We start from the raw sequence: 20530 nt of genomic DNA on the forward strand, positions 1-20530 counted from the left end.
TGTTATTCCCCAGGTTTATTCGCTGGTCATCAGAACCAGAATGCATCCCGTTTCAGACGACACGTCCAGCGCGTCATGAAGCGTGCGCCGCTCGCCGGTAAACAGATCGCGATAGCGCTTGCCCGCGAGTTCTGGCGCAAGATCGATAACGGTGTTCGCCCACAGCGCCGGGTCAGGCCCGAGCCCGCGCTGCGTGACGTCCAACGCCAGCCGCGGTACCGCCACGATCAGCGCGGCGTCATCTTTGACGCGCGCCCAGGCGATAAGATGATTCTCCCTGTCGCCCCTCACCCGCAGCGGCAGCCAGTCTCCGTAGTGGAACAGCGCGGGCGCGTGCTGGCGCATCCGCAGCAGCGTTGCGGTAACGAACTGCTTCACGCTTCCGTCCCGCCAGCGCGCCTCGTCGCGGAACACGGTTGCATCAAGCCCCGCAAGATTCTCCGCGAGCCAGGCGAAGTCCGGCTCGCGGCGGTTGTCGGGATCGACAAGGCTAAAGTTCAGCGCCTCGCTGCCCTGATAGATATCCGGCACGCCGGGTGCGGTGAGCTTAATCACCGTCTGGCTCAGGCTGTTCATCAGCCCGGCGCGGACAAACGGCTGCAGGGCGTCGTTGAAATCCGTTAGGAACGCGGCGTTGTCCGGCGACAGCATATGCCGGGCATAGCCCAGCACCACGCTCTCATAGCTTTCGTTGCTGTCCGCCCAGTCGGTGCGCTGCTTGGCTTCGCGCAGCGCCTTTTCAACAAAGCCCAGGAAGCGGGTTTCGAGCTCGCTTAACCCCTCACGGTCGTCCGGGCTTTGATTTGCGGGCCAGACGCCCGCCAGCGCCTGGTAAAGCATCCAGGTATCGGCCCCGTCGGGCGCGGTGCCGTCGTTGAGAAAGCGCACGTGCGTCTGGTTCATCTGCCGCCAGCGCGCCAGGTTTTCCGCCCAGCGCGTCGGCGCTTCGGTCAGGGCATATAGTCGTGCCCGCGCGTCTTCTCCGCGCTTGGTGTCGTGCGTCGAGGTGCCCAGCAGCGCGTCCGGCTGCCGCGCCAGGCGAATGCGCATCTCCTGGTGAAAGCGGGAAACGGAAAAGGCGCGCGGCGCCGGGTCGGCCCCCACTTCATTGAGCGCGAGGTCCATGTTGTGGCGAAAGAACAGCGTGTCCTCAATGGATTTCGCCATCAGCGGCCCCGTCAGCTGCTGAAAGCGAGTGCGGAACAACGCGGCGCGCTCGCGATCGCTCTCGTTCAGTTCGCCGCGCAGGATCAGCACAATCAGCGTGAGCGCTCCCGGCTCCGGCACGTCGAGCGTTTCTGCCACGCGCGCCAGCAGCGCCTCGTCGGCAGGCGTCAGCCCGTCCGCGGTGCCGTAGGTGCGATAGACCGGAAACGCGATCAGCAGCTCGCGCAGCGCGTGGTGAAGCGCCTCGCGCGGCACCGCCACGCCGTTGCGCTGCGCCAGTTCGTCGGCAATGTTCAGCAGCGTCGTAAACTCGCCTTCAAAGTTGCGATCGGTCATCAGCCCTTTCGCATCCCGCAGCGCCAGCTCCCGGTCGGTGATTTCGCCGACGGTCTTATCGTGGATCGTTTCCAGCAGCTCAAGGTTGTTATCGTCCACCAGCACCTCGGCCAGCGAGGCGATAAACTCGTATCCCGTGGTGCCCGATACCGGCCACGACTCGGGCAGCTGTTCGCCCCTGGCGAGGATTTTTTCGACGGTGATATAGCAGTCCGGCCCCGCGGCCTGGCGCAGGCGATGGAGATACCCGAGCGGATCGGCCAGGCCGTCGACGTGGTCGATGCGCAGGCCATCAACCACGCCCGCGTGGACCAGCTCGAGGATCAGCCGGTGCGTGTCGTTAAATACCGCCTCGTCTTCAACCCGCACCCCCACCAGCCCCGTAATTTCGAAAAAGCGCCGCCACGAGAGCTGCTTCGGCGCCTCGCGCCAGGACATCAGCCGCCAGCTCTGCTTCTCGTGCAGCGCGGCGATCGCCTCAGGGCCGACGGCGCTAAAATCTTCAAGATCGTCCACGCTGCCGGGATTCAGCGGCCAGTCGGTTTCGTAGTACCTGAACACCGGCTTATTCGTGACACTGTCACGTTTCAGCGTAATCGCGCCCTTCTCCAGCTCGGCTTCAAACGTGTCGCCGAGGAACGGCAGGGTCATCGGGCGGGACCAGTCGATGTCGAAGTAGCGCGCGTAGCGGCTCTGCTCGCCGCGTTCGATGACGTCCCGCCACCAGCGGTTTTCAAGGGAGGTGGACATATGGTTTGGCACAATGTCCAGAATCAGCCCCATGCCCGCCTGCTTTAGCGCCACCGTCATGCGGTCAAACCCCGCCCGGCCTCCGATCGCCGGTTCGATTTCGTTGGGGTCGGTGACGTCATAGCCGTGAGTGGAGCCCGATGCGGCGGTAAAAATCGGCGAAGCGTACAGATGGCTGATTCCAAGATCCTTCAGGTACGGCACCAGCTCGGCCGCGCGGTCGAAGGTCATTCCGTTGCGAAACTGAATGCGCCAGGTTGATAACGGGATCATAACGGGGCCTCTCCTTTTGCAAAGCACACCACAATGCTGTTTGTTTCCAGCGTGTTGAGCTGCGCGGGCCAGCTCAAAAGACGTTCACCGGGAAGCGCGGGCAGCGTCGCGGGCTTCCCGGTATTGAGCGCCAGTGAAAGCGTGCCCGAGGCGAACCGCCAGCTGACGGCGACAATGCCGCGCGCGGTTGCCAGCACCCGGCCCTGCGCCGGTTTACCGTCGCGCAACAGCGGCACGATGTGCTGCTGGCGCAGGGCGAGCAGGCACTGCGTAAAGGCCAGCCACGCTTTTCCCTCGTCGGAGTCGGTTTTCTGCCAGTCCAGCTTCGAGCGCATAAAGGTGTCCGGATCGTTGGGATCGGGAACCGTCTCGTCGTGCCCGGCATGGCCCGAAAATTCGCTGGCGCGCCCTTCGCGCACGGCGCGGGCCAGATCGCCGTGGAAATCGGTGAAGAACAGAAACGGGCGGGTTTCGCCGTACTCTTCGCCCATAAACAGCAGCGGAACGTGGGGCGACAGCAGCAGCGCGGCGAGCAGCACGCGCGTTTTATCCGCTCCGGCGAGCGCGATCAGCCGATCGCCCTGCGCCCGGTTGCCGGTCTGGTCGTGGTTTTGAATAAAATCGACAAAAAACGTCGGCGGCTGCGACGCGCACTCAACGCCGCGCGATTCTCCGGTCTGAAGGGAGATTTCGCCCTGGTAGACAAAGCCCTCCGCCAGCGCGCGGGCAAATTTCTTCTCGGGCTCAAAGGCGAAGTCCTGATAGTAGGCGTGGGTCTCGCCGGTGGCGAAAACGTGCGCGGCGTTGTGGAAATCATCGTTCCACTCGGCGGTAAACAGCGGCGCGTTTCCCCGCTCGTCGCGCGGGTGAAGGAACACCACGTTGCGGCTGTCTTCGGTCGTCAGGTGAACGTGCCGATCGGGGATCGCCTCGCGGATGCGGGCGGCGATCTCCTGCAAAACGTGGGTTTCCGAGGCATCGTGAATTTGATCGATGGCGTCAAAGCGCAGCCCGTCGAGGCCGTATTCGGTGAGCCAGTAAAGGGGCGCCTCAACGATATATTGCCGGGCGGGCAGCGATTCATAGGCGATGGCGTTGCCCCACGGCGTCATGCGGTCCTGATGGAAAAACGCGGGCGACAGCGCGGGAAGATAGTTGCCTTCCGGGCCGAAGTGGTTCAGCACGATGTCCAGCACCACCGACAGCTCCAGACCGTGCGCAGCGTCGATGAGCGCGTGAAAATCTTCCGGCGTACCGTAGGCGGAATGCGGCGCATACAGCAGCACGCCGTCGTATCCCCAGCCGCGCTCGCCGCCAAACTGCGACACGGGCATGATTTCAATCTGGGTGATGCCTAGCTGCGCCAGGTAAGGGAGCCTGTCGATGGCCGCCCGAAAGGTGCCTTCAGGCGTAAAGGTGCCAATATGCAGCTCGTAAATCACCGTCTCTTCCCACGGTCGCCCCTTCCAGCTTTCGCTATCGGACGAAGCGCGGCGGGAATCAACCACCACCGAAGGGCCGTTGACGTCCCCTTTTTGCGCGCGCGAAGCCGGATCCGGCACCGTCATGCCGTCCGCAAGCCGGTACAGGTACTCCGCGCCCGGCTTCACGCCGGGAACGTCGGCCTCGAACCAGCCCTCGCCCGCGGGCGTCATGGGAATATCTTTACCGTCCAGGCACAGCGTCAGTGATTTTTGGCCTTCGGCCCACAGACGAAAACGGACAACGTCATCGGAAAGAAACTCAGCACCCCAGTGCCGTTGAAATAATCTGGATCCCATTCTTATCCCTCGATTGAGCCACATTTTGCGCGACGCGAAATACAAGCTTAGTCGAGGTTTACCCGCGCGCGTCGAACGCTATCTATTCAATCCGTAAACCGCGCGGATTAATCCGAAATAAGAAATTCTGTGATTCTCCTCGCGATCGCTAACTATTCTTACTATTCACATCACGAAGGAGACCGGTATGACGACAGGAAACAACAACACGCTGCATTACCCTCGACCACCGTTTGCTGAACAACCTCAGCAGCCGCCGGGGCTGGCGTCTGAAATGAAGCCGATACCGGATCATGGTGAAACGAGCTACATCGGTTCGGGCAAGCTGGCGGGTAAAAAAGCCCTAATTACCGGCGGAGATTCCGGCATAGGCCGAGCCGTTGCCATTGCCTATGCGCGTGAAGGTGCCGACGTGGCGATTGGCTACCTGCCGGAGGAAGAGTCCGACGCGGCCGCGGTGATCGCGCTGATCCAGGCGGAAGGCCGCAAGGCCGTTGCCATTCCCGGCGATATCCGCGTGGAATCATTTTGCGATACGCTGGTGGAAAAAGCGGTGGCCGGGCTCGGCGGGCTGGACATTCTCGTCAATAACGCCGGACGCCAGCAGTTCTGCAAATCCATTGAGGATCTGTCCACCGCGGACTTTGACGCCACCTTTAAAACCAACGTCTATGCGCCGTTCTGGATCACCAAGGCCGCGCTGCGTCATTTCTCGGAAGGTGCCGTGATTATCAACACCTCATCCGTGCAGGCGTTTAAGCCGAGCGAGATCCTCGTCGATTATGCCCAGACCAAGGCCTGTAACGTCGCCTTTACCAAATCGCTGGCGAAACAGCTCGGTCCGCGCGGTATTCGCGTTAACGCCGTCGCGCCGGGGCCGTACTGGACGCCGCTCCAGTCCAGCGGCGGTCAGCCGCAGGAGAAGGTACAGCAGTTTGGTGAAGATACGCCGCTCGGCAGGCCCGGCCAGCCGGTGGAGATCGCCCCGCTGTACGTGCTTCTCGCATCAGACGCCTGCTCGTATGCCTCCGGCCAGGTATGGTGTTCCGACGGCGGCACGGGCGTAGCCTAAGGTTAGCCGCGCGTCAGCGTGCTGAGAAATTTTTTGAGCACGTCGGAGCGGATGATGCGGTGGCAAACCAGCGTCAGCTCGCTTTCGCTGAGCCTGTCGAGGATGTCGATGTAGACCACGTTCGGCAGGTTCAGCGTCTTCGCCGAGGCGGGAAGCAGCGCAATGCCAAATCCCGCCGACACCAGGGTTAGCACGCCCGGCACGTCGGTCGCATGCTGAACCACTTTTGGCTCGAAGCCCGCGTCACGGCAGACGTCGTAAAAGAACTGCTCCAGCCCCATCCCCTCAGGGTCGCTGAGCGCGATCCAGCTTTCTCCCTTTACGGACGACAGCGTCACCGTGGCCGACGCCGCAAGCGGGTGCTGACGGCTCAGCGCAAGCACCGTTTTCTCAACCGCAAACGGGCGCGCCTGGAGGTCGTCAGGCAGCAGCGGAAGCGGCGCGCGCACGATCGCCACGTCGAGCTGGTTATTTTGTACGTCAGAATAGAGCGCCTGAACGTTGCCCGTCCTCAGCGATAGCGAAATTCCCGGCCACTGGGAATGCAGCGCGCGAAGCGCATCGGGGAGGCGCGCGTCAAACATGGCGCTGGAAACGCACCCCAGGTTCAGAACGCCCTGCTCGCCTCTGGCCGTTTTGCGGGCATCGCTCACCGCCTGATCGACCATAGCGATTGCCAGCCGCGCCTTGTCGAGGAAGGCCTCCCCGGCGGGGGTCAGGGTCAAGCGGCGATGCGCGCGGTTGAACAGGGTAACGTCCAGTCTCGCCTCCAGCGCCTTGATCTGCTGGCTCAGGGCCGGCTGCGCCATGTTTAACCGCTCCGCCGCCCGGTGCATGTGCAGCTCTTCGGCAACGGTAATGAAGTGGCGCATCAGTCGAAACTGCATCCGCGAGCTCTCCTAATCGATAATAAAATTCGTATCAAAATAGCATAAATGATGCAATTGATGATATTTCCCCTTCGATTAAAAATGACGCTATGTCATCGAAGGAGGAAAGTATGGAAAACACGATTAACGACCTGAGAAGCGCCATTGACCTGCTGCAAAAGCACGAAGGTCAATACATTGAAACCGACCATCCTGTCGACCCTAACGCCGAGCTGGCGGGGGTTTATCGCCATATCGGCGCGGGCGGCACCGTTAAGCGTCCGACCCGCATCGGCCCGGCCATGATGTTTAACCAGATTAAAGGCTATCCCGACTCCCGCATCCTGGTGGGCATGCACGCCAGCCGCGAAAGGGCCGCCCTGCTGCTGGGCTGCCAGCCCTCCGAGCTGGCCCAGCACGTGGGCAAAGCGGTGAAAAACCCGATTGCGCCCGTCGTGGTGCCCACCGCGCAGGCGCCGTGTCAGGAGCAGGTGTGGTACGCGGACGATCCGAACTTCGATCTGCGCACCCTGCTGCCCGCGCCGACCAACACGCCGATTGATGCAGGTCCGTTCTTCTGCCTTGGCCTGGTGCTGGCGAGCGACCCCGAAGACCGCTCAATTACCGACGTGACGATCCACCGCCTGTGCGTGCAGGAGCGCGACGAACTGTCGATGTTCCTTGCCGCGGGCCGCCACATTGAGGTGTTCAGAAAAAAAGCCGAAGAGGCGGGCAAACCGCTGCCGGTCACCATCAACATGGGCTTAGATCCGGCTATCTACATCGGGGCCTGCTTTGAAGCGCCGACCACGCCGTTTGGCTACAACGAGCTGGGCGTCGCCGGCGCGCTGCGCCAGCAGCCCGTCGAGCTGGTTCAGGGCGTCAGCGTGAACGAAAAGGCCATCGCCAGGGCTGAAATCATCATTGAGGGCGAGATCCTGCCGGGCGTTCGCGTTCAGGAAGATCAGCATACCCATACCGGCCATGCCATGCCGGAGTTCCCCGGCTACTGCGGCGAAGCCAACCCGTCCCTGCCCGTGATCAAGGTCAAGGCGGTGACGATGCGCCACCACGCGATCCTGCAAACGCTGGTGGGGCCGGGCGAAGAGCACACCACGCTGGCGGGCCTGCCGACGGAGGCCAGCATCCGCAACGCGGTGGAAGAAGCCATTCCCGGCTTCCTGCAAAACGTGTATGCCCATACGGCGGGCGGCGGTAAATTCCTCGGTATTTTGCAGGTGAAAAAACGCCAGCCTTCCGACGAAGGACGCCAGGGCCAGGCGGCGCTTATCGCGCTGGCCACCTACTCCGAGCTGAAAAATATTATCCTCGTTGACGAAGACGTGGATATTTTCGACAGCGACGATATTCTCTGGGCGATGACGACGCGCATGCAGGGCGACGTGAGCATCACCAACCTGCCCGGCCTGCGCGGCCATCAGCTGGATCCTTCCCAGTCGCCCGATTACAGCACCACGATCCGCGGGAACGGCATTACCTGCAAGACGATCTTCGACTGCACGGTGCCGTGGGCGCTGAAATCGCGCTTCGAGCGCGCCCCGTTTATGGAGGTCGATCCGCGTCCGTGGGCGCCCGATCTGTTTCCTGAGGTGAAATAAGCCCGGCGCGGGGACGCGCGGCAGCTGAAAAAGGAAAATTGCCGCCTTCCCCGCTTTCTTGTACCCTTTGAGCGTTCAACCCAACCCCACAAAAAATGAGACATTGGACGCCCTATGAGTGCACATATTTCCAAAGATCCTCTGCATGGCGTAACGCTGGAAATGCAGATTAACGCCCTGGTCGCACGGTACGGCTGGCGCGAGCTGGGGGAACGGATCAAAATTAACTGCTTTCGCAGCGACCCTAGCGTGAAATCCAGTCTAAAATTTCTACGGCGCACCCCCTGGGCGCGCGCGGAGGTCGAAGCGCTGTATCTGAATTCCCTTAGCGATACGGCCCCGGAAGACCAGGACGAACCCGCCTTTAATCCCTGGGCCAACAGCCGGATAACCAAGAGCTAACACATCAATGACGCGACACGTAAAACGGATAGGTGCGCTGGTTGGCTGCGCGCTTTTACTTGTTAGTTGCTCCTCAAAACCACCCAAATCGCTCGTCACGCCGCCTTCGCCGGTCGCTCCCCCTGCCCATCAGGCCAATGAGCCGATGCGCGGCATCTGGCTGGCAACGGTTTCGCGCCTCGACTGGCCGCCGATTTCATCGGTCAACGGCGTCAACCCGCAGCAGCGCGTTGCCCAGCAGCAGCAGGCGCTCAGGGATAAACTCGACAAGCTGAAATCGCTCGGCATTAACACCGTGTTTTTCCAGGTCAAGCCGGACAGCACCGCGCTGTGGGCGTCTAAGATCTTGCCCTGGTCAGATACGCTGACCGGCAATATCGGCGACTATCCCGGTTACGATCCGCTGCAGTTTATGCTGGATGAAGCGCACCGGCGCGGCATGAAGGTACACGCGTGGTTTAACCCGTATCGCGTCTCAACCAACACGAAGCCGTCGACCATCGCCGCGCTGAACCGCACCGCGTCGCAGCATCCTTCCAGCGTCTACGTGCAGCATCCTGACTGGGTGCGCATCTCCGGCGATCGCTTTGTGCTCGACCCGGGCATTCCCGAGGTGCGGGACTGGATCGTGCAGGTGGTCAGCGAGGTGGTCAGACACTATCCCGTCGACGGCGTGCAGTTTGACGACTATTTCTATACCGAAACGCCAAATTCCAGGCTAAACGATGCCCAGACCTTCCGGCAGTACGGACAGGGGTTCGCCTCAAAAGCGGACTGGCGTCGCCACAATACCCAGCAGCTGATCGTGCAGGTTTCGCGCGCGGTTAAGCAGATTAAGCCGGACGTGGCGTTTGGCGTTAGCCCGGCGGGCGTCTGGCGCAACCGCTCGTTCGACCCGGCGGGTTCTGATACCCGCGGCGCGGCGGCGTATGATGAATCCTATGCGGACACGCGCCAGTGGGTGCAGCAGGGGTTACTCGACTATATTGCGCCGCAGATTTACTGGCCGTTTGCGCGCGACGCCGCGCGGTACGACGTGCTGACCAAATGGTGGGCCGACGTGGTAAAACCGACCCACACCCGCCTGTACATCGGCATTGCCTTCTACAAGGTGGGCGCGCATTCCAAAAACGAGCCCGACTGGACGGTCAGCGGCGGCGTGCCGGAGCTGAAAAAGCAGCTGGATCTCAACGACGCGCTGCCGAACGTTAACGGTACGATCCTGTTCCGCGAGGATTACCTCAACCAGCCGCAGACTCAGGACGCGGTGAACTACCTCAAAGGTCGCTGGGGAAGCTGATGCCGCGGGCGGAAACGCAGCGTTTCCGCCCGCGTTTTACTCCGGCTTTGGCCCGAACATCGCCACCAGCTGCTTCTCATCCGGCATGCCGACCACCTGCTGAAGTTCGTTCTGCTCATTCATGTAGTAAATCGCCGGGGTCGCGTTCGCGCCCAGGGAATCCATCAGCGTCTGGTGCTGCTGCAGCACGGCAACGGTTTCGCGGGAGGCCGCCGTTTCGGGCTTAGGCAGCTTTTTCCCGCCGGAAAGCTCGTATTCGCGCCACGCCGCAACGGGATCGCTGGCGTTCAGGATAGCCGCGGCGTTGCGCCCGCTTTTCGGGTTCAGAAACGCCACCAGCAGCGTGTTCAGCTGAACCTTGCCCGCCTTCACCCACGGCTGCGCTTCGGCCCAGAACGCCTTGCAGTACGGGCAGAACGGATCGGCAAAGACAAACACCTTGCGCGGCGCGGCGTCAGCGCCCTCTTTTAACGGCTTAGCCGCGTTAAGCTTCTGCCACATCTCGCGCCCGAGCGGCGCGTAGATCTCCTTCTGGAAATAACCCTCGCTGAGGTTTTTACCCTTGTCGTCATACAGATAGCCGGAAATGACGTGCCTGCCGTCCGGGGTTAAAAACAGCGTGACGCCCATGTCCTGATACTGGCCAAGCCAGGCAGGCGCGCCGCCGGGAGCATCAATTTTCTTGATGATTTTGATCTCCTGCCGATCGCTAAACTGCTTTACCACGTCCGGAATGGCCTCGGCGGCGTGGGCCAGCCCCGACGCCGCAAGCAGCGACAGTAACGGTAATGTTTTCATCTTCTTCTCCGGTATGCAGGGGGCCGAAGCCCCCTGACGTTAGCGTTTTTTCAGCGCGTCGCTGACCATCGCGTCAAACTGCTCGTACGGGATCCAGCCCGAGAGCATCTGCTCGCCAACGATAGTCGCCGGCGTGCCCTGAATGCCCAGCTTTTCCGCCACGGCCAGGCTGCTTTTCAGCGTTTCCATACTTTGTGCGTCCGGCTGGCTGATGCTCACCCCCGCCCGCTTTTTCGCGGCCTCGATGCTGGCATCGTCGTGGTAGCCCTTTTTGGCCATCAGGATATCGTTAAAGGCCATAAATTGCTGCGGCTGCGAGCGCCAGAGCATTAGCGCGTCCCGCGCGGACGTCACCGAGCTTTCGGCGCGATAAGGCAGGAACTTAAACACCACCGCGACGTCCGGGTACTTTTTGACGATCTTCTCCATGTACGGATCGAACTTTTTGCAGTACGGGCAGTTATAGTCCGTGAAAACTACCAGCGTCAGCTTGGGATTTTTTGCGCCAATGCGCGGCGAGTTGGGATCGTTAAATAAGAAATCACCGTTCTGAGCGATGATTTTCTTCATCGCCTCTTCACCCGCCAGCATGTTCTGCTGGTCGAGCTTTTCCGCCGCCTGGGCCAGGATATCGGGCTGGTTGATTAGCGTCTCACGCACCAGTTCCTGAACGCGTTTTTCCTGCTCGGCCGTAAGCGGTCCGGCGGCCATGGCCTGAGCGGAGGCGCTCAGCAGTAAAAGCGTAATAAGCGTTTTTTTCATTTTCGTTAACCTTTGGCGTTGTTCAGTGCGGTCATCAGGGCCTGCTTGTCGAGCAGCGGAGAGAGGATCTCCCCTTCGGGCTTGCCCGGGCCTGATACCTCGTTAAAAGGGATGGCATAGCGGTTTCGCTTCGCTAGGAAGTCGGCAATCAGCGTCGACGGCTTGCTCCAGTCGCCGCGCAGGGCGACCACGTCCGGCGCGTTTAGTGCGGCAATCACCTCCGGCTGATTTAAGACGCGGTGCTCGTTGACCTTGCAGGTCACGCACCAGTCGGCCGAAATGTCCACGAACACGCGCTTGCCCTGACCGAGCGCGGCCTGGATCGCCTCTTCGCTCAGCGGCTGCCAGTTGACCGCGTCGACGCTCGCCCGCGAGGCGGCGGCCTGCGGGGGCTGGACAACGTCGCGCAGCTGATACCCGCCAAGCGCCGCGAGCGCGATGATAACGCCCCAGAACAGCGGCGAGCCTTTTGGCCCGGTGCGGGCAAATATCACAAGGGCAATCACGATCAGCACCAGCATCACGCCCCGGCTCGTCGCCTCGCCCAGGTGCTGGTTCAGGAGCGTGGTCAGCCACAGGCTAGAGGCCAGCATCATCAGGCCAAGAACGACCTTCAGCGTGCCCATCCAGCGGCCGGGCTTAGGCAGCAGCAGCGCCGTTTTGGGGATCAGCGCCACGAACAGCCACGGCAGGCTCATCCCGACGCCGAGCATCAGGAAAATCAGCCACAGGGAGTGCAGCGGCGCCGCGAGCGCAAAAGCGACCGCCGTGCCGAGGAACGGCGCGGAGCACGGCGTGGCGAGCAGCGTGGCAAATACCCCTTCGCAGAAGCTTCCGGCCATGCCCGTGCCGCCCGCCGTCGCCAGACGCCCCGCCGCTGCGGAAGGCAACAGCATCTCAAACGCGCCGAACAGGTTCAGGGCAAACAGGAACGTTACCGCCACCATCAGGCCGATAAACCACGGGTTCTGGAACTGAATCCCCCAACCGAGCGACGCGCCCGTCAGCTTGAGCGCCGTCACCATCGCCGCCAGCAGCGCAAACGAGGTCAGTATCCCGGCGCTGGTCGCCAGGAAGCGCAGGCGGATTTTGCGCGTGTCCGAACCGGCGTGCAGCACGCTGCTGAGCTTCATGCCCATCACCGGCAGGACGCACGGCATCAGGTTGAGGATCAGCCCGCCGAGCAGCGCGAACAGCAGCATGCTGCCCAGGCCGGTTTGCGCGTCATCCGCACGATCCGCTGCCGGACGCGCGCCGACGGTCATCTCGGTTTGCTGCGCCTTTTCGCCGTTTGTCAGCACAAACGACAGCTTTCTTCCTTCCAGCGACGCGGGCCTGTCGCCCCACTCGTCGGTAACGGGCACGGTGACGCGCAGCGTTTCGCCGCGGTGCTTAATGACCGGCTCGCCCGGCAGCACGTCGCCTTCCAGCGGGTCGAAATAGATCCCCGGATTGTCCCAGCCGCCCTGCGCCGACCCGGTAATGACCAGATCGCCGCCGTCCAGCCAGGCGGTAAGGTTAGACGAAATACCGCCATCCCCCGGGATCGCGCGCATCGCCTGCTCAAACGCCGCCTGGAAACCGCCGTCAACCGGCTGGCTAAAGTCGAGGCTGAGCGGATAGTCGGTCAGCAGGCAAACGTTGCTGCAGGTGGAAAGCGTCAGCGTACCGTCAAGGGTGTCGCCGGTTGTCCCGGTAATGACTATCGGGATCGCGACCTTATTGTGATAGCCCTGCGTGGTCAGGCCGGAGATATCAAAGCGCGACGGCACCGGCCAGTACCAGCTGTCCTTGACGCCTTTCGGCCAGACAATCTGCGGGGCGACGCCCCCTTCTCCCGGCGAGCGCCAGTAGGTTTTCCAGCCAGACTGTAGCTCAACGGTGAGCAGGCCGAGAATGCGGTCCTGGCTTTTTTCTGCCTGGAAACGCACCCGGGCATGGTTGTTTTGCGGGGATGTCATCCAGCCGGTATCCGCCGCATGGGCAATGCCCGTGCAGGCGAGCAGAAGGAGGACGAAGCCCCTGAAGACGTTTAACATTTTTTACTCCGTATACAGTGAAAGTTATCGTGTGGTTACGATGGTTTCACTCACGGAAAACGCAGTTTTTGAGGTGTATTCGCGGCGGCGGCGACTGAACGACGCGCTCTCTGAAAACAAGCGTGCGCAGCGGCGTAAAGAGCTGCAGCAGCGCAAAGAAAAGGATGATGGCGGGAAGCGCGCCGTCAAAGAAGATTGGCTGCGCGCACAGCAGAGACTGCGCGCTTAGCTGGCAGGGCGACGGCCCCGCCGACTCCGCATCGCCCCCGGGCTTCGCGGCGTCAACCGTCAGGGACGTCTGCGCCTGCTGCCCCAGCCCCTGTAAAAAATGGTTGAGATAGACCGCGCGTTGGACCAGGCAAAGCGCCATCGCCAGACACGTGATTATCAACAGCCATTTACCCAGAAGCGGACGGTTACGCATAACGTTCCAAAATATAAAGACGCCACGATCATAAACGATACCAATGAATCTACAAGTCCCGAGTGTGTAAGGATTTGTCTTTGTGGGTTATCGCCCCGTCAGCGCGCGGAGCATGTTACGCAGGCAGCCTGAAGCTCGAAATACTTTGCGTCAGCTGCTGCGCCTGTGCCTCCAGCGACGCCGCCGCGGAGGCAGACTGCTGGACCAGCGCCGCGTTCTGCTGCGTGACGCCGTCCATCTCGGTGACCGCCTGGCCAATCTGTCCGATACCGCGGTTCTGCTCCTCGGAGGCGATGGAAATCTGCCCCATCAGCGAATTGACCTTATTCACCGAAGAGATAATCGCGTCGATCACGTCTCCTGAACGATTCACCAGCGCGGCGCCATTTTTGACGCTGGAAACGGACTGCGCGATAAGGTTTTCAATGTCTTTCGCGGCCACCGCGCTTTTCTGCGCCAGCGTGCGCACCTCGGTCGCCACCACGGCAAACCCGCGCCCCTGCGTACCGGCGCGCGCGGCCTCCACGGCGGCATTCAGGGCGAGAATGTTGGTCTGGAAGGCGATGCTGTTGATCACGTTTGTGATATCTTCGATGCGCTTTGAGTTGGCGGCAATGGTATTCATGGTCTCGATGACTTCACGCGTCACCGCCTCTCCGGTGTGGGCGTTGGTCACCGCGTCCTGGACCAGCTTGCCCGCCTCGTAGACGTTGTCGGTGTTGTTTGCCACGGTCGCGTTCAGCTCTTCCATGCTGGCCGCCGTTTGCGTCAGGGCGGCCGCCTGCTGCTCGGTGCGCGAGGCAAGGTCGATATTACCGGCGGCGATTTCCTGCGCGGCGTGGGTGACGCTGTTGCTGGCATCACGCACCTGCGCAATGGTGTCGAGAAGCGCCAGGCGCATCTGCTCCATTGACCCCATCAGGTGGTCAATTTCATTCCCCGCGCTGCCCTTCACCGGCACCGGGATATCCAGCCTGCCCGCGGCGATTTGGCTACAGTGTTCACGGGCCAGGTTGACCGGCGCGAACACGAAGCGGCGCATCAGCAGGCTGACGGCAACGATCACGGCGACGAACAGGAAAGCAATCCCGGCAATGATCGCCAGGCCGGAAACGAAGTTGTTCCGCGCATCTTCGTTCAGGCGTTTGGCATATTTCTGATGAACGGACAGCACCTGGTCGAGGACGACTTCATACCGGCGGTCGAGCTGAGAAACGGTGGGGATCAGAGCGTTAAATTTCGCAACGTCGTGAGCGGCCGCGGCGGCAATAAACGGCTCCAGCCCGCGATCGCGATAGTTGAGCCAGGCTTCCCGATAGGCGCTCACCAGCGGCGCTTCATCCGCCAGGCGCGGCGCCGCCATAAAGGCCGCAAAGGCGCTATCGGCCTTGGTCAGCGCTTCTTTCACGGCATCCAGCCTGGCGGCACCGTCGGCGGTATTCCCCACCTCGACCATCTTCACGTACTCCATCACCCGCACGCGCAGCGTACGGCTGTGGTTGATCGGGTCGATGATGGACAGCACCACCTGAATCTCTTTATTAACGTTATCGAGCGAGTTGTTGCTTTTAAGGATGAGACCAACCGTGGTGATGGTGCTGGCGACAAAGAAAAACAGCAGCGAAAACAGAACGATCAGCGATGATTTTTTTAACGACATAACTACCTCAGGATAAACACTCCCTATAGTTATCGGCTGAATCGTTTCTTTAATTAATTAAAGTTATCGTTGCCGTGCTAACGCAACATGTGCGGCCAGTGAATATCGCCGACGCCGTTGAGCTGCGGACGGGCGAACAGAAACCCTTGAAAGCGGCGTATGCCTGCGGACTCAAGCCATCGCCACTCCTCCAGCTTCTCGATGCCCTCGGCGACGAGCGTGATTTCCAGATCGGTACAGCAGCTGACGATAGACTTAACGATTGCCTGCTTCGGCCCGCTCAAATGCACGTTGCTTATAATTTCGCGGTCAATCTTGATCTTATCAGGCTGAAACTTCGTCAGCAGCGATAGCCCCGCATAGCCGGAGCCAAAATCATCGATTGCGAAACCAATACCCGTGCCGCGAAGCGCTTTGATTGCCTTGTTGAAGGTGTTGAAGCCGGAAATCATCTCGTTTTCGGTCACTTCGATAATGACCTGCTCCGGCTGAAGGCCGCTGAGCTGGATTTGCTCAACCAAAAACTCTACCGCGCCCGGCACGTTGACAAGCGACATTGGCAGCAGATTTACCGCTATTTTATGGCTGCCGATCTTCAGCCTTTTGGCGAGCGCAAAGGCATAGGCCTTGGTCTGCAGGTCGACCTCATAGATCTTCGCGGGATCGAGGTTTGCGAAAAATTGCTCCGGGCTGCCGCCGTCATTGCCGCGGATCAGCATTTCAAACGAGCTGATTTTGCCTTCATAGGGCTCAACTATGGGCTGGAGGGCAAACTGACAGCTTTGGCCAGCGATAAGCCCCAGAGGCTCGCCTAACGGTTGCGGTTCACAGGAGAGCGTCCACGCCTCTGCCGGCTTATCGCGGTGCTGCCGGGCGTTATTTTCGCGGGTGATGAACGACTGTATGAATTTGAATACCCGATCGTCCGATACGATATAGCTTTCAAGCTTGCTGTAGCGCAGCACGGACTGGAGAACGGTCTTTGGGGAGCTTATCTGAAGATCGAACAGCAGCATCCCTACGTTTTCAAAGCGTCGGCGGGGACCGTAATCGCGCATTAGCTCAACGACGAAAGCATGACGCTTATCCATAACGATGCGCTGAAAGAGGGCTTCTACCTGCTCTTCGCTGCCTTCGATCACCTGCAGGATATCCTGCCCGTTGTAGAGCATAATCCCCGTAATGCCGAGCGCCGCGTTGCGTAGCCTTGCCTGTTCAACCAGCACATTCAGCGCGTCAGGACGACAGGATGAATCCAACTGGCTTCGATAGATGAGTGTGGTCAGCACAGTGTCGAGTCCTGTAGTAAGGGGAGCATTACGCTATAGTAAGGATACGTTACTGCCTGACGTTAATATATAAAACCCATGAATGATTTAACGGTTAATCCATTTTTTCATTGATTCTTTCCTCCATGTATCCGTAAAACGGATTCGAGGTGACCCGCATCAGCGCGTCTTTGCTTACGCTGAGCACCGACGTTTCTCCCCACAGCGCAATGGTTCCCAGGCTAATGCCGTAGCGGTTTTTCACCTCCGGGTGGCGGCCGTACAAATCATCATCGGGCGGGAACGGCACGGCAACGTGCGAGAGCGAGTAGATTTCTGCCGGATATGGCGTAGAGAGCGGCTCAACGCGCTCCCGGGGTTGGCCTGCGGGCGTGGTTTTGGCCACCGCGTCAAGGCTGTGCTCGCTGGCGTTGGTTATCGTTGTGACAGTGTAACGCCTCACCTTCGGCGGCAACAGTTCAGACACCGCCGTCCATGATGCCGGTTTGAACAGCGGCCTGAAGCTTGCTGCCTGGTTAATGTCGACGATCACCAGCTCGCTGCCCTTTTGCGGAAGGCGTTCGAACAGCTCGGTCACCACCGCGCGGGTGCTGACCGTGGAATCCATCACCGACTGGAACGCCAGCACGGGCGGCAGACCGTCAAGCCGCTGCTCCCGCGCGTCGCGGCCCAGCTGCTCCTGCAGGGCCTGCGTCAGAAGCCATGACTGGCGCGCGGCGTTCACCGGGAACGAGTTGTATTTATAGGGATTGTATTCCGGTGCAATAGTGAGCCACGCCGCCTTAGCAAACGCGGGCAGCATGGCGGGAAGGCCCGCCAGTCCGGCAAACCGGGCGAAGGACGTGACGCCAATCATCGGCGACAGCAGGACCAGCTGCTGAGGTTTTCGCAGCTGCGGGGAGTCCAGCGCGTCGAGGGCATATTTCATCGCCAGCGCGCCGCCGTTGGAGTACCCCACCAGATGCAGCGGAACCTTGTCCCCTGCAAGGCGGGTGGCCTCGCGCACGGCGAGCCGCGTGGCCGCCATCCACATCTCCCAGTCAACGTTCGTCAGCGCGCCGGGGGCGGTGCCGTGTCCGGGAAGTCGAGGCACCACGGCGACAAAACCGCGACGCTGATAGTTAAGGGCAAGATGCCTCACGCTGTAGGGGGAATCCGTTAGCCCGTGCAGCAGCACAACCGCGCCGCGAGGCGTTCCGGCAGGCATCAGCACAAACGAGCGGTTCGCATCGGGCGCGAACTGTCCCGGCCAGACCAGGCTTTTACGGTAGTAGCGGTTGAGCGGCGTACGCGCCTCCGCCCCGCTTTTCGCGGTGACGCGGTTATCCAGATCGGTAAAGATAGCGTTTTCCCGCGCGACGTAGTGCGCATAGTCGGATTCATCCATCTCCCGCACGGTCATTTCATCCGCTCGCCAGGTGTGCCAGAGATGCAGATCCGGCCCCTGCTGCGAGAGGTAAATTCGCACCGCCAGCAGCACGACCAGCGCGGTTCCCAGCACCAGCGCGATTTTTTTTAAGAGCCCCATGACCCGAACGCTGATGCGCCACGGCAGATTCACCATCCTGCTATCCCTTACCTGTTTGGTCTTTCTCAATCTTACCAAAAATGTGAAGGGACTGACGTATTCATGGTAGTTATCGGCAACGAAGATAATACGGTGCTACAGCCCTCCTCGAAAGGCTGTAGCACCCTCTGCTTTAAATCTGCGCCATCCCGCCGTCTACAAACAGCTCGGTGGCGTTAATAAAGCTTGCCGCATCGGAGGCTAAAAACGCCACGGCTTTACCCACTTCGCCGGGTGCGCCAAGACGCCCCAGCGGCACCTGCGCGGCCAGCGCGTCAAACAGGCCCTGACGCTGTTCCTCCGGAACCAGGTCGCCCAGGCCGGGCGTTTTGACGGGGCCGGGGCTGACCACGTTGACGCGGATACCCCGCCCCTGCAAATCCAGCGCCCACGAGCGGGCAAAGTTGCGCACGGCGGCTTTGCTGGCGCTGTAAACGCTGAAGTTTGCCGTCCCTTTAATGGAGACGGTCGACCCGGTCAGGATAATCGATGCCCCGGCAGAGAGCAGCGGCAGCGCCTTTTGCACCGTAAACAGCAGGCCGCGCACGTTGGTGCCGAAAATGCGGTCAAACTGTTCTTCGGTAATCGCGCCGAGCGGCAGCATGTCCCCGCCTCCCGCGTTGGCGAACAGGATATCCAGCCGCCCTTCGTCTTTTGCTATCCGGGCGTATACCTCATCAAGGTCAGCGAGTTTAGACACGTCGGCGCGAATGCCCACCGCCGATGAGCCCACTTCCGCGACCGCGGCGTCCAGCTCTGCCTGGCGACGGCCTGTGATATAGACCTTAGCGCCCTGTTCAGCCAGCTCCTGCGCGGTGGCAAGACCAATCCCCGTGCTGCCGCCGGTGACCAGTGCGATTTTTCCTGCGAGCGTTGTGTTCATGTTATTTACCTTATTTTCGCGTTGAGAGATGCAGGCTTTCGCCCGCGTTGAACAGACTTTAGCCCTTGCGGGATTAGCGAAAAATGGGCAAAAATGAAAATGACTTTTCACAATGGGAAATAATCAAGGGGAAGCGCGTGGATCAACTCACGGCAATGCGTGCCTTTGCGCGCGTAGTGGAATCAGGCAGTTTTACCCGCGCGGCGGATTCACTGAATATGCCGATCGCCACGCTGAGCAAGCTAGTGAAATCCCTTGAGGCTCATCTGGAAACGAGGCTATTGCACCGCACCACGCGTCGCGTCGTCACCACGCCGGAAGGAATGGAATATTACGAGAAAGCCATGCGGGTGCTCATCGACATCGAAGATATCGACACCTCCTTTCGCGCGTCATGCTGCACGCCAAAGGGGCATCTGCGCATTGACGTCGGAGGCTCAACCGCTCGCGACGTGCTGATCCCCCTTCTGCCCGATTTTATGCAGCGCTACCCGGATCTCCGCATCGACCTCGGCGTCTCCGACCGCCCGGTGGATTTGATCAGCGGCAACGTGGACTGCGTTATTCGGGGCGGCCCGCTGAATGATTCCACCCTGATTGCCCGCCATATTGGCGATGCCGAACTGCTCACCTGCGCGACGCCGCGCTATCTGAAGACGTATGGCGTGCCGGCGTACCCGCAGGAGCTGCGCAACGGCCACCGGCTGGTCAGCTATCTTTCACCGATCACCGGGCGGGCATTTCCGTTTCGCTTCAGGGAAAATGGCGACGCGCTGGAGATCGCCGTGCCGCATTATCTCGGCGTTAATGAGAGTAACGGCCATCTGGCGGCAGCCGTGGCAGGTTTAGGGATTATTCAGACGTTTGGCTATGCCATTCGGGATCGTCTGCAGGCAGGAACGCTGGTTGAGATCCTTCGGGACTGGCGTCCGAAGGCTTATCCTTTTCACGTGGTCTACCCGCAGAACAGGCACCTGACGCACCGCCTGCGGGTCTTTATCGCGTGGCTGGCAGAGGTGTTTCCCGCCGCGCTGAAAAACGAGCCGGGCGATCGCCCGGCCTGAGGTTAATTAAGCGTGTAGTCCAGGGTGATTTCGGCCTTCAGCACCTGAGAAACCGGACATCCGGCCTTCGCCTTTTGGATGATGCCATCAAACTGCTGCGGATCGATGCCAGGCACCGTCACCTTGCTTTGCAGGGCAATTTTGCTGATGGCAAACCCGCCGTCGGTTTTGTCCAGAGAGACGACCGCTTTCGTGTCGATGGAATCAGCCGTGTAGCCCGCCTCGCCCAGCATCAATGACAGCGCCATTGAGAAGCATGCCGCGTGCGCCGCGCCAATCAGCTCTTCCGGGTTGGTGCCCTTTTCCCCTTCGAAACGGGTATTAAAGCCGTAAGGTTGTTGATTCAGGACGCCGCTCTCGGTAGAAACCGTCCCTTTCCCGCGCTTAATATCACCAGACCAGTGTGCCGAACCGTGCTTATGAATCGTCATTCTTGCTCTCCTTTTGGCTTACAAAGGGTTAAGTATAGGACGTG

17 protein-coding genes are annotated in these 20530 nt (G+C 60.6%); 5 read left to right on the forward strand and 12 right to left on the reverse strand.

The window, feature by feature from the left end:
- Positions 1–15: 15 nt before the first annotated feature.
- Together treY and treZ are read right to left on the reverse strand one after the other, a co-directional pair.
- Positions 16–2526, reverse strand: coding sequence for a malto-oligosyltrehalose synthase (gene treY, locus V1599_RS13670; RefSeq protein WP_395300240.1), 2511 nt, complete (start codon positions 2524–2526; stop codon positions 16–18).
- Complete coding sequence (treZ, locus tag V1599_RS13675) at positions 2523–4307, reverse strand: malto-oligosyltrehalose trehalohydrolase (RefSeq protein ID WP_395300241.1); 1785 nt, start codon at positions 4305–4307, stop codon at positions 2523–2525. Before treZ ends, treY begins: the two co-directional genes overlap by 4 nt.
- Before the next feature lie 187 nt (positions 4308–4494).
- On the opposite strand from treZ, the gene V1599_RS13680 reads away from it, so the two are divergent.
- Entirely contained in the window at positions 4495–5379 is an 885-nt protein-coding gene (locus tag V1599_RS13680; protein WP_112010049.1) for an SDR family oxidoreductase, read from the forward strand.
- Positions 5380–5381: 2 nt separating this feature from the next.
- On the opposite strand, the gene V1599_RS13685 is transcribed toward V1599_RS13680, so the two are convergent.
- Positions 5382–6266, reverse strand: coding sequence for a LysR substrate-binding domain-containing protein (locus V1599_RS13685; RefSeq protein WP_395300242.1), 885 nt, complete (start codon positions 6264–6266; stop codon positions 5382–5384).
- Between the two features lie 113 nt (positions 6267–6379).
- Between V1599_RS13685 and V1599_RS13690 the strand changes: the two genes are divergently transcribed.
- From V1599_RS13690 to V1599_RS13700, 3 genes are all read left to right on the forward strand, one after another.
- Positions 6380–7867 carry a UbiD family decarboxylase gene (locus V1599_RS13690; RefSeq protein ID WP_395300243.1) on the forward strand — a complete coding sequence of 496 codons (1488 nt, stop codon included), beginning with the start codon at positions 6380–6382 and terminating at the stop codon, positions 7865–7867.
- 114 nt (positions 7868–7981) lie between these two features.
- Positions 7982–8269: a VF530 family DNA-binding protein gene (locus V1599_RS13695; RefSeq protein WP_112010052.1), complete on the forward strand. Its 288-nt coding sequence runs from the start codon at positions 7982–7984 to the stop codon at positions 8267–8269.
- 7 nt (positions 8270–8276) lie between these two features.
- Positions 8277–9569 carry a glycoside hydrolase family 10 protein gene (locus V1599_RS13700; RefSeq protein ID WP_395300244.1) on the forward strand — a complete coding sequence of 431 codons (1293 nt, stop codon included), beginning with the start codon at positions 8277–8279 and terminating at the stop codon, positions 9567–9569.
- A 36-nt stretch (positions 9570–9605) separates the two neighbouring features.
- On the opposite strand, the gene dsbG is transcribed toward V1599_RS13700, so the two are convergent.
- The 8 genes from dsbG to V1599_RS13740 form a co-directional block, all read right to left on the reverse strand.
- Complete coding sequence (dsbG, locus tag V1599_RS13705; RefSeq protein ID WP_297122997.1) at positions 9606–10367, reverse strand: thiol:disulfide interchange protein DsbG; 762 nt, start codon at positions 10365–10367, stop codon at positions 9606–9608.
- Between the two features lie 39 nt (positions 10368–10406).
- Positions 10407–11129: a DsbA family protein gene (locus V1599_RS13710; protein WP_395300245.1), complete on the reverse strand. Its 723-nt coding sequence runs from the start codon at positions 11127–11129 to the stop codon at positions 10407–10409.
- A 5-nt stretch (positions 11130–11134) separates the two neighbouring features.
- Entirely contained in the window at positions 11135–13168 is a 2034-nt protein-coding gene (locus V1599_RS13715) for a protein-disulfide reductase DsbD family protein (protein ID WP_395300246.1), read from the reverse strand.
- A gap of 46 nt (positions 13169–13214) precedes the next feature.
- The gene (locus V1599_RS13720) at positions 13215–13592 is read right to left on the reverse strand and encodes a hypothetical protein (RefSeq protein ID WP_395300247.1); all 378 of its coding nucleotides are present in this window, start codon (positions 13590–13592) and stop codon (positions 13215–13217) included.
- A gap of 115 nt (positions 13593–13707) precedes the next feature.
- The gene (locus tag V1599_RS13725) at positions 13708–15252 is read right to left on the reverse strand and encodes a methyl-accepting chemotaxis protein (RefSeq protein ID WP_112010058.1); all 1545 of its coding nucleotides are present in this window, start codon (positions 15250–15252) and stop codon (positions 13708–13710) included.
- Between the two features lie 77 nt (positions 15253–15329).
- On the reverse strand, positions 15330–16541 hold the full coding sequence (locus tag V1599_RS13730) for a diguanylate phosphodiesterase (protein WP_395300248.1): 1212 nt from the start codon (positions 16539–16541) through the stop codon (positions 15330–15332).
- A gap of 94 nt (positions 16542–16635) precedes the next feature.
- A complete protein-coding gene (locus V1599_RS13735; protein ID WP_395300249.1) occupies positions 16636–18105 on the reverse strand; it encodes an alpha/beta hydrolase in 1470 nt (489 codons plus the stop codon).
- Between the two features lie 136 nt (positions 18106–18241).
- On the reverse strand, positions 18242–18991 hold the full coding sequence (locus V1599_RS13740; protein WP_112010061.1) for an SDR family oxidoreductase: 750 nt from the start codon (positions 18989–18991) through the stop codon (positions 18242–18244).
- Between the two features lie 137 nt (positions 18992–19128).
- Between V1599_RS13740 and V1599_RS13745 the strand changes: the two genes are divergently transcribed.
- Positions 19129–20055: a LysR family transcriptional regulator gene (locus V1599_RS13745; protein ID WP_395300250.1), complete on the forward strand. Its 927-nt coding sequence runs from the start codon at positions 19129–19131 to the stop codon at positions 20053–20055.
- Between the two features lie 2 nt (positions 20056–20057).
- On the opposite strand, the gene V1599_RS13750 is transcribed toward V1599_RS13745, so the two are convergent.
- Positions 20058–20486 carry an OsmC family protein gene (locus V1599_RS13750; RefSeq protein WP_112010062.1) on the reverse strand — a complete coding sequence of 143 codons (429 nt, stop codon included), beginning with the start codon at positions 20484–20486 and terminating at the stop codon, positions 20058–20060.
- Positions 20487–20530: the final 44 nt, after the last annotated feature.

The organism is Enterobacter sp. ECC-175 (assembly GCF_043968675.1).
Taxonomy (GTDB): domain Bacteria; phylum Pseudomonadota; class Gammaproteobacteria; order Enterobacterales; family Enterobacteriaceae; genus Enterobacter.

Coding starts and splice junctions, on each gene's coding strand:
- V1599_RS13750 (WP_112010062.1), bottom strand. CDS start 20,486: ATGACGATTCATAAGCACGGTTCGGCACACTGGTCTGGTGATATTAAG.
- V1599_RS13700 (WP_395300244.1), top strand. CDS start 8,277: ATGACGCGACACGTAAAACGGATAGGTGCGCTGGTTGGCTGCGCGCTT.
- V1599_RS13715 (WP_395300246.1), bottom strand. CDS start 13,168: ATGTTAAACGTCTTCAGGGGCTTCGTCCTCCTTCTGCTCGCCTGCACG.
- dsbG (WP_297122997.1), bottom strand. CDS start 10,367: ATGAAAACATTACCGTTACTGTCGCTGCTTGCGGCGTCGGGGCTGGCC.
- V1599_RS13685 (WP_395300242.1), bottom strand. CDS start 6,266: ATGCAGTTTCGACTGATGCGCCACTTCATTACCGTTGCCGAAGAGCTG.
- V1599_RS13690 (WP_395300243.1), top strand. CDS start 6,380: ATGGAAAACACGATTAACGACCTGAGAAGCGCCATTGACCTGCTGCAA.
- treZ (WP_395300241.1), bottom strand. CDS start 4,307: ATGGGATCCAGATTATTTCAACGGCACTGGGGTGCTGAGTTTCTTTCC.
- V1599_RS13725 (WP_112010058.1), bottom strand. CDS start 15,252: ATGTCGTTAAAAAAATCATCGCTGATCGTTCTGTTTTCGCTGCTGTTT.
- V1599_RS13680 (WP_112010049.1), top strand. CDS start 4,495: ATGACGACAGGAAACAACAACACGCTGCATTACCCTCGACCACCGTTT.
- V1599_RS13720 (WP_395300247.1), bottom strand. CDS start 13,592: ATGCGTAACCGTCCGCTTCTGGGTAAATGGCTGTTGATAATCACGTGT.
- V1599_RS13695 (WP_112010052.1), top strand. CDS start 7,982: ATGAGTGCACATATTTCCAAAGATCCTCTGCATGGCGTAACGCTGGAA.
- treY (WP_395300240.1), bottom strand. CDS start 2,526: ATGATCCCGTTATCAACCTGGCGCATTCAGTTTCGCAACGGAATGACC.
- V1599_RS13740 (WP_112010061.1), bottom strand. CDS start 18,991: ATGAACACAACGCTCGCAGGAAAAATCGCACTGGTCACCGGCGGCAGC.
- V1599_RS13735 (WP_395300249.1), bottom strand. CDS start 18,105: ATGGTGAATCTGCCGTGGCGCATCAGCGTTCGGGTCATGGGGCTCTTA.
- V1599_RS13710 (WP_395300245.1), bottom strand. CDS start 11,129: ATGAAAAAAACGCTTATTACGCTTTTACTGCTGAGCGCCTCCGCTCAG.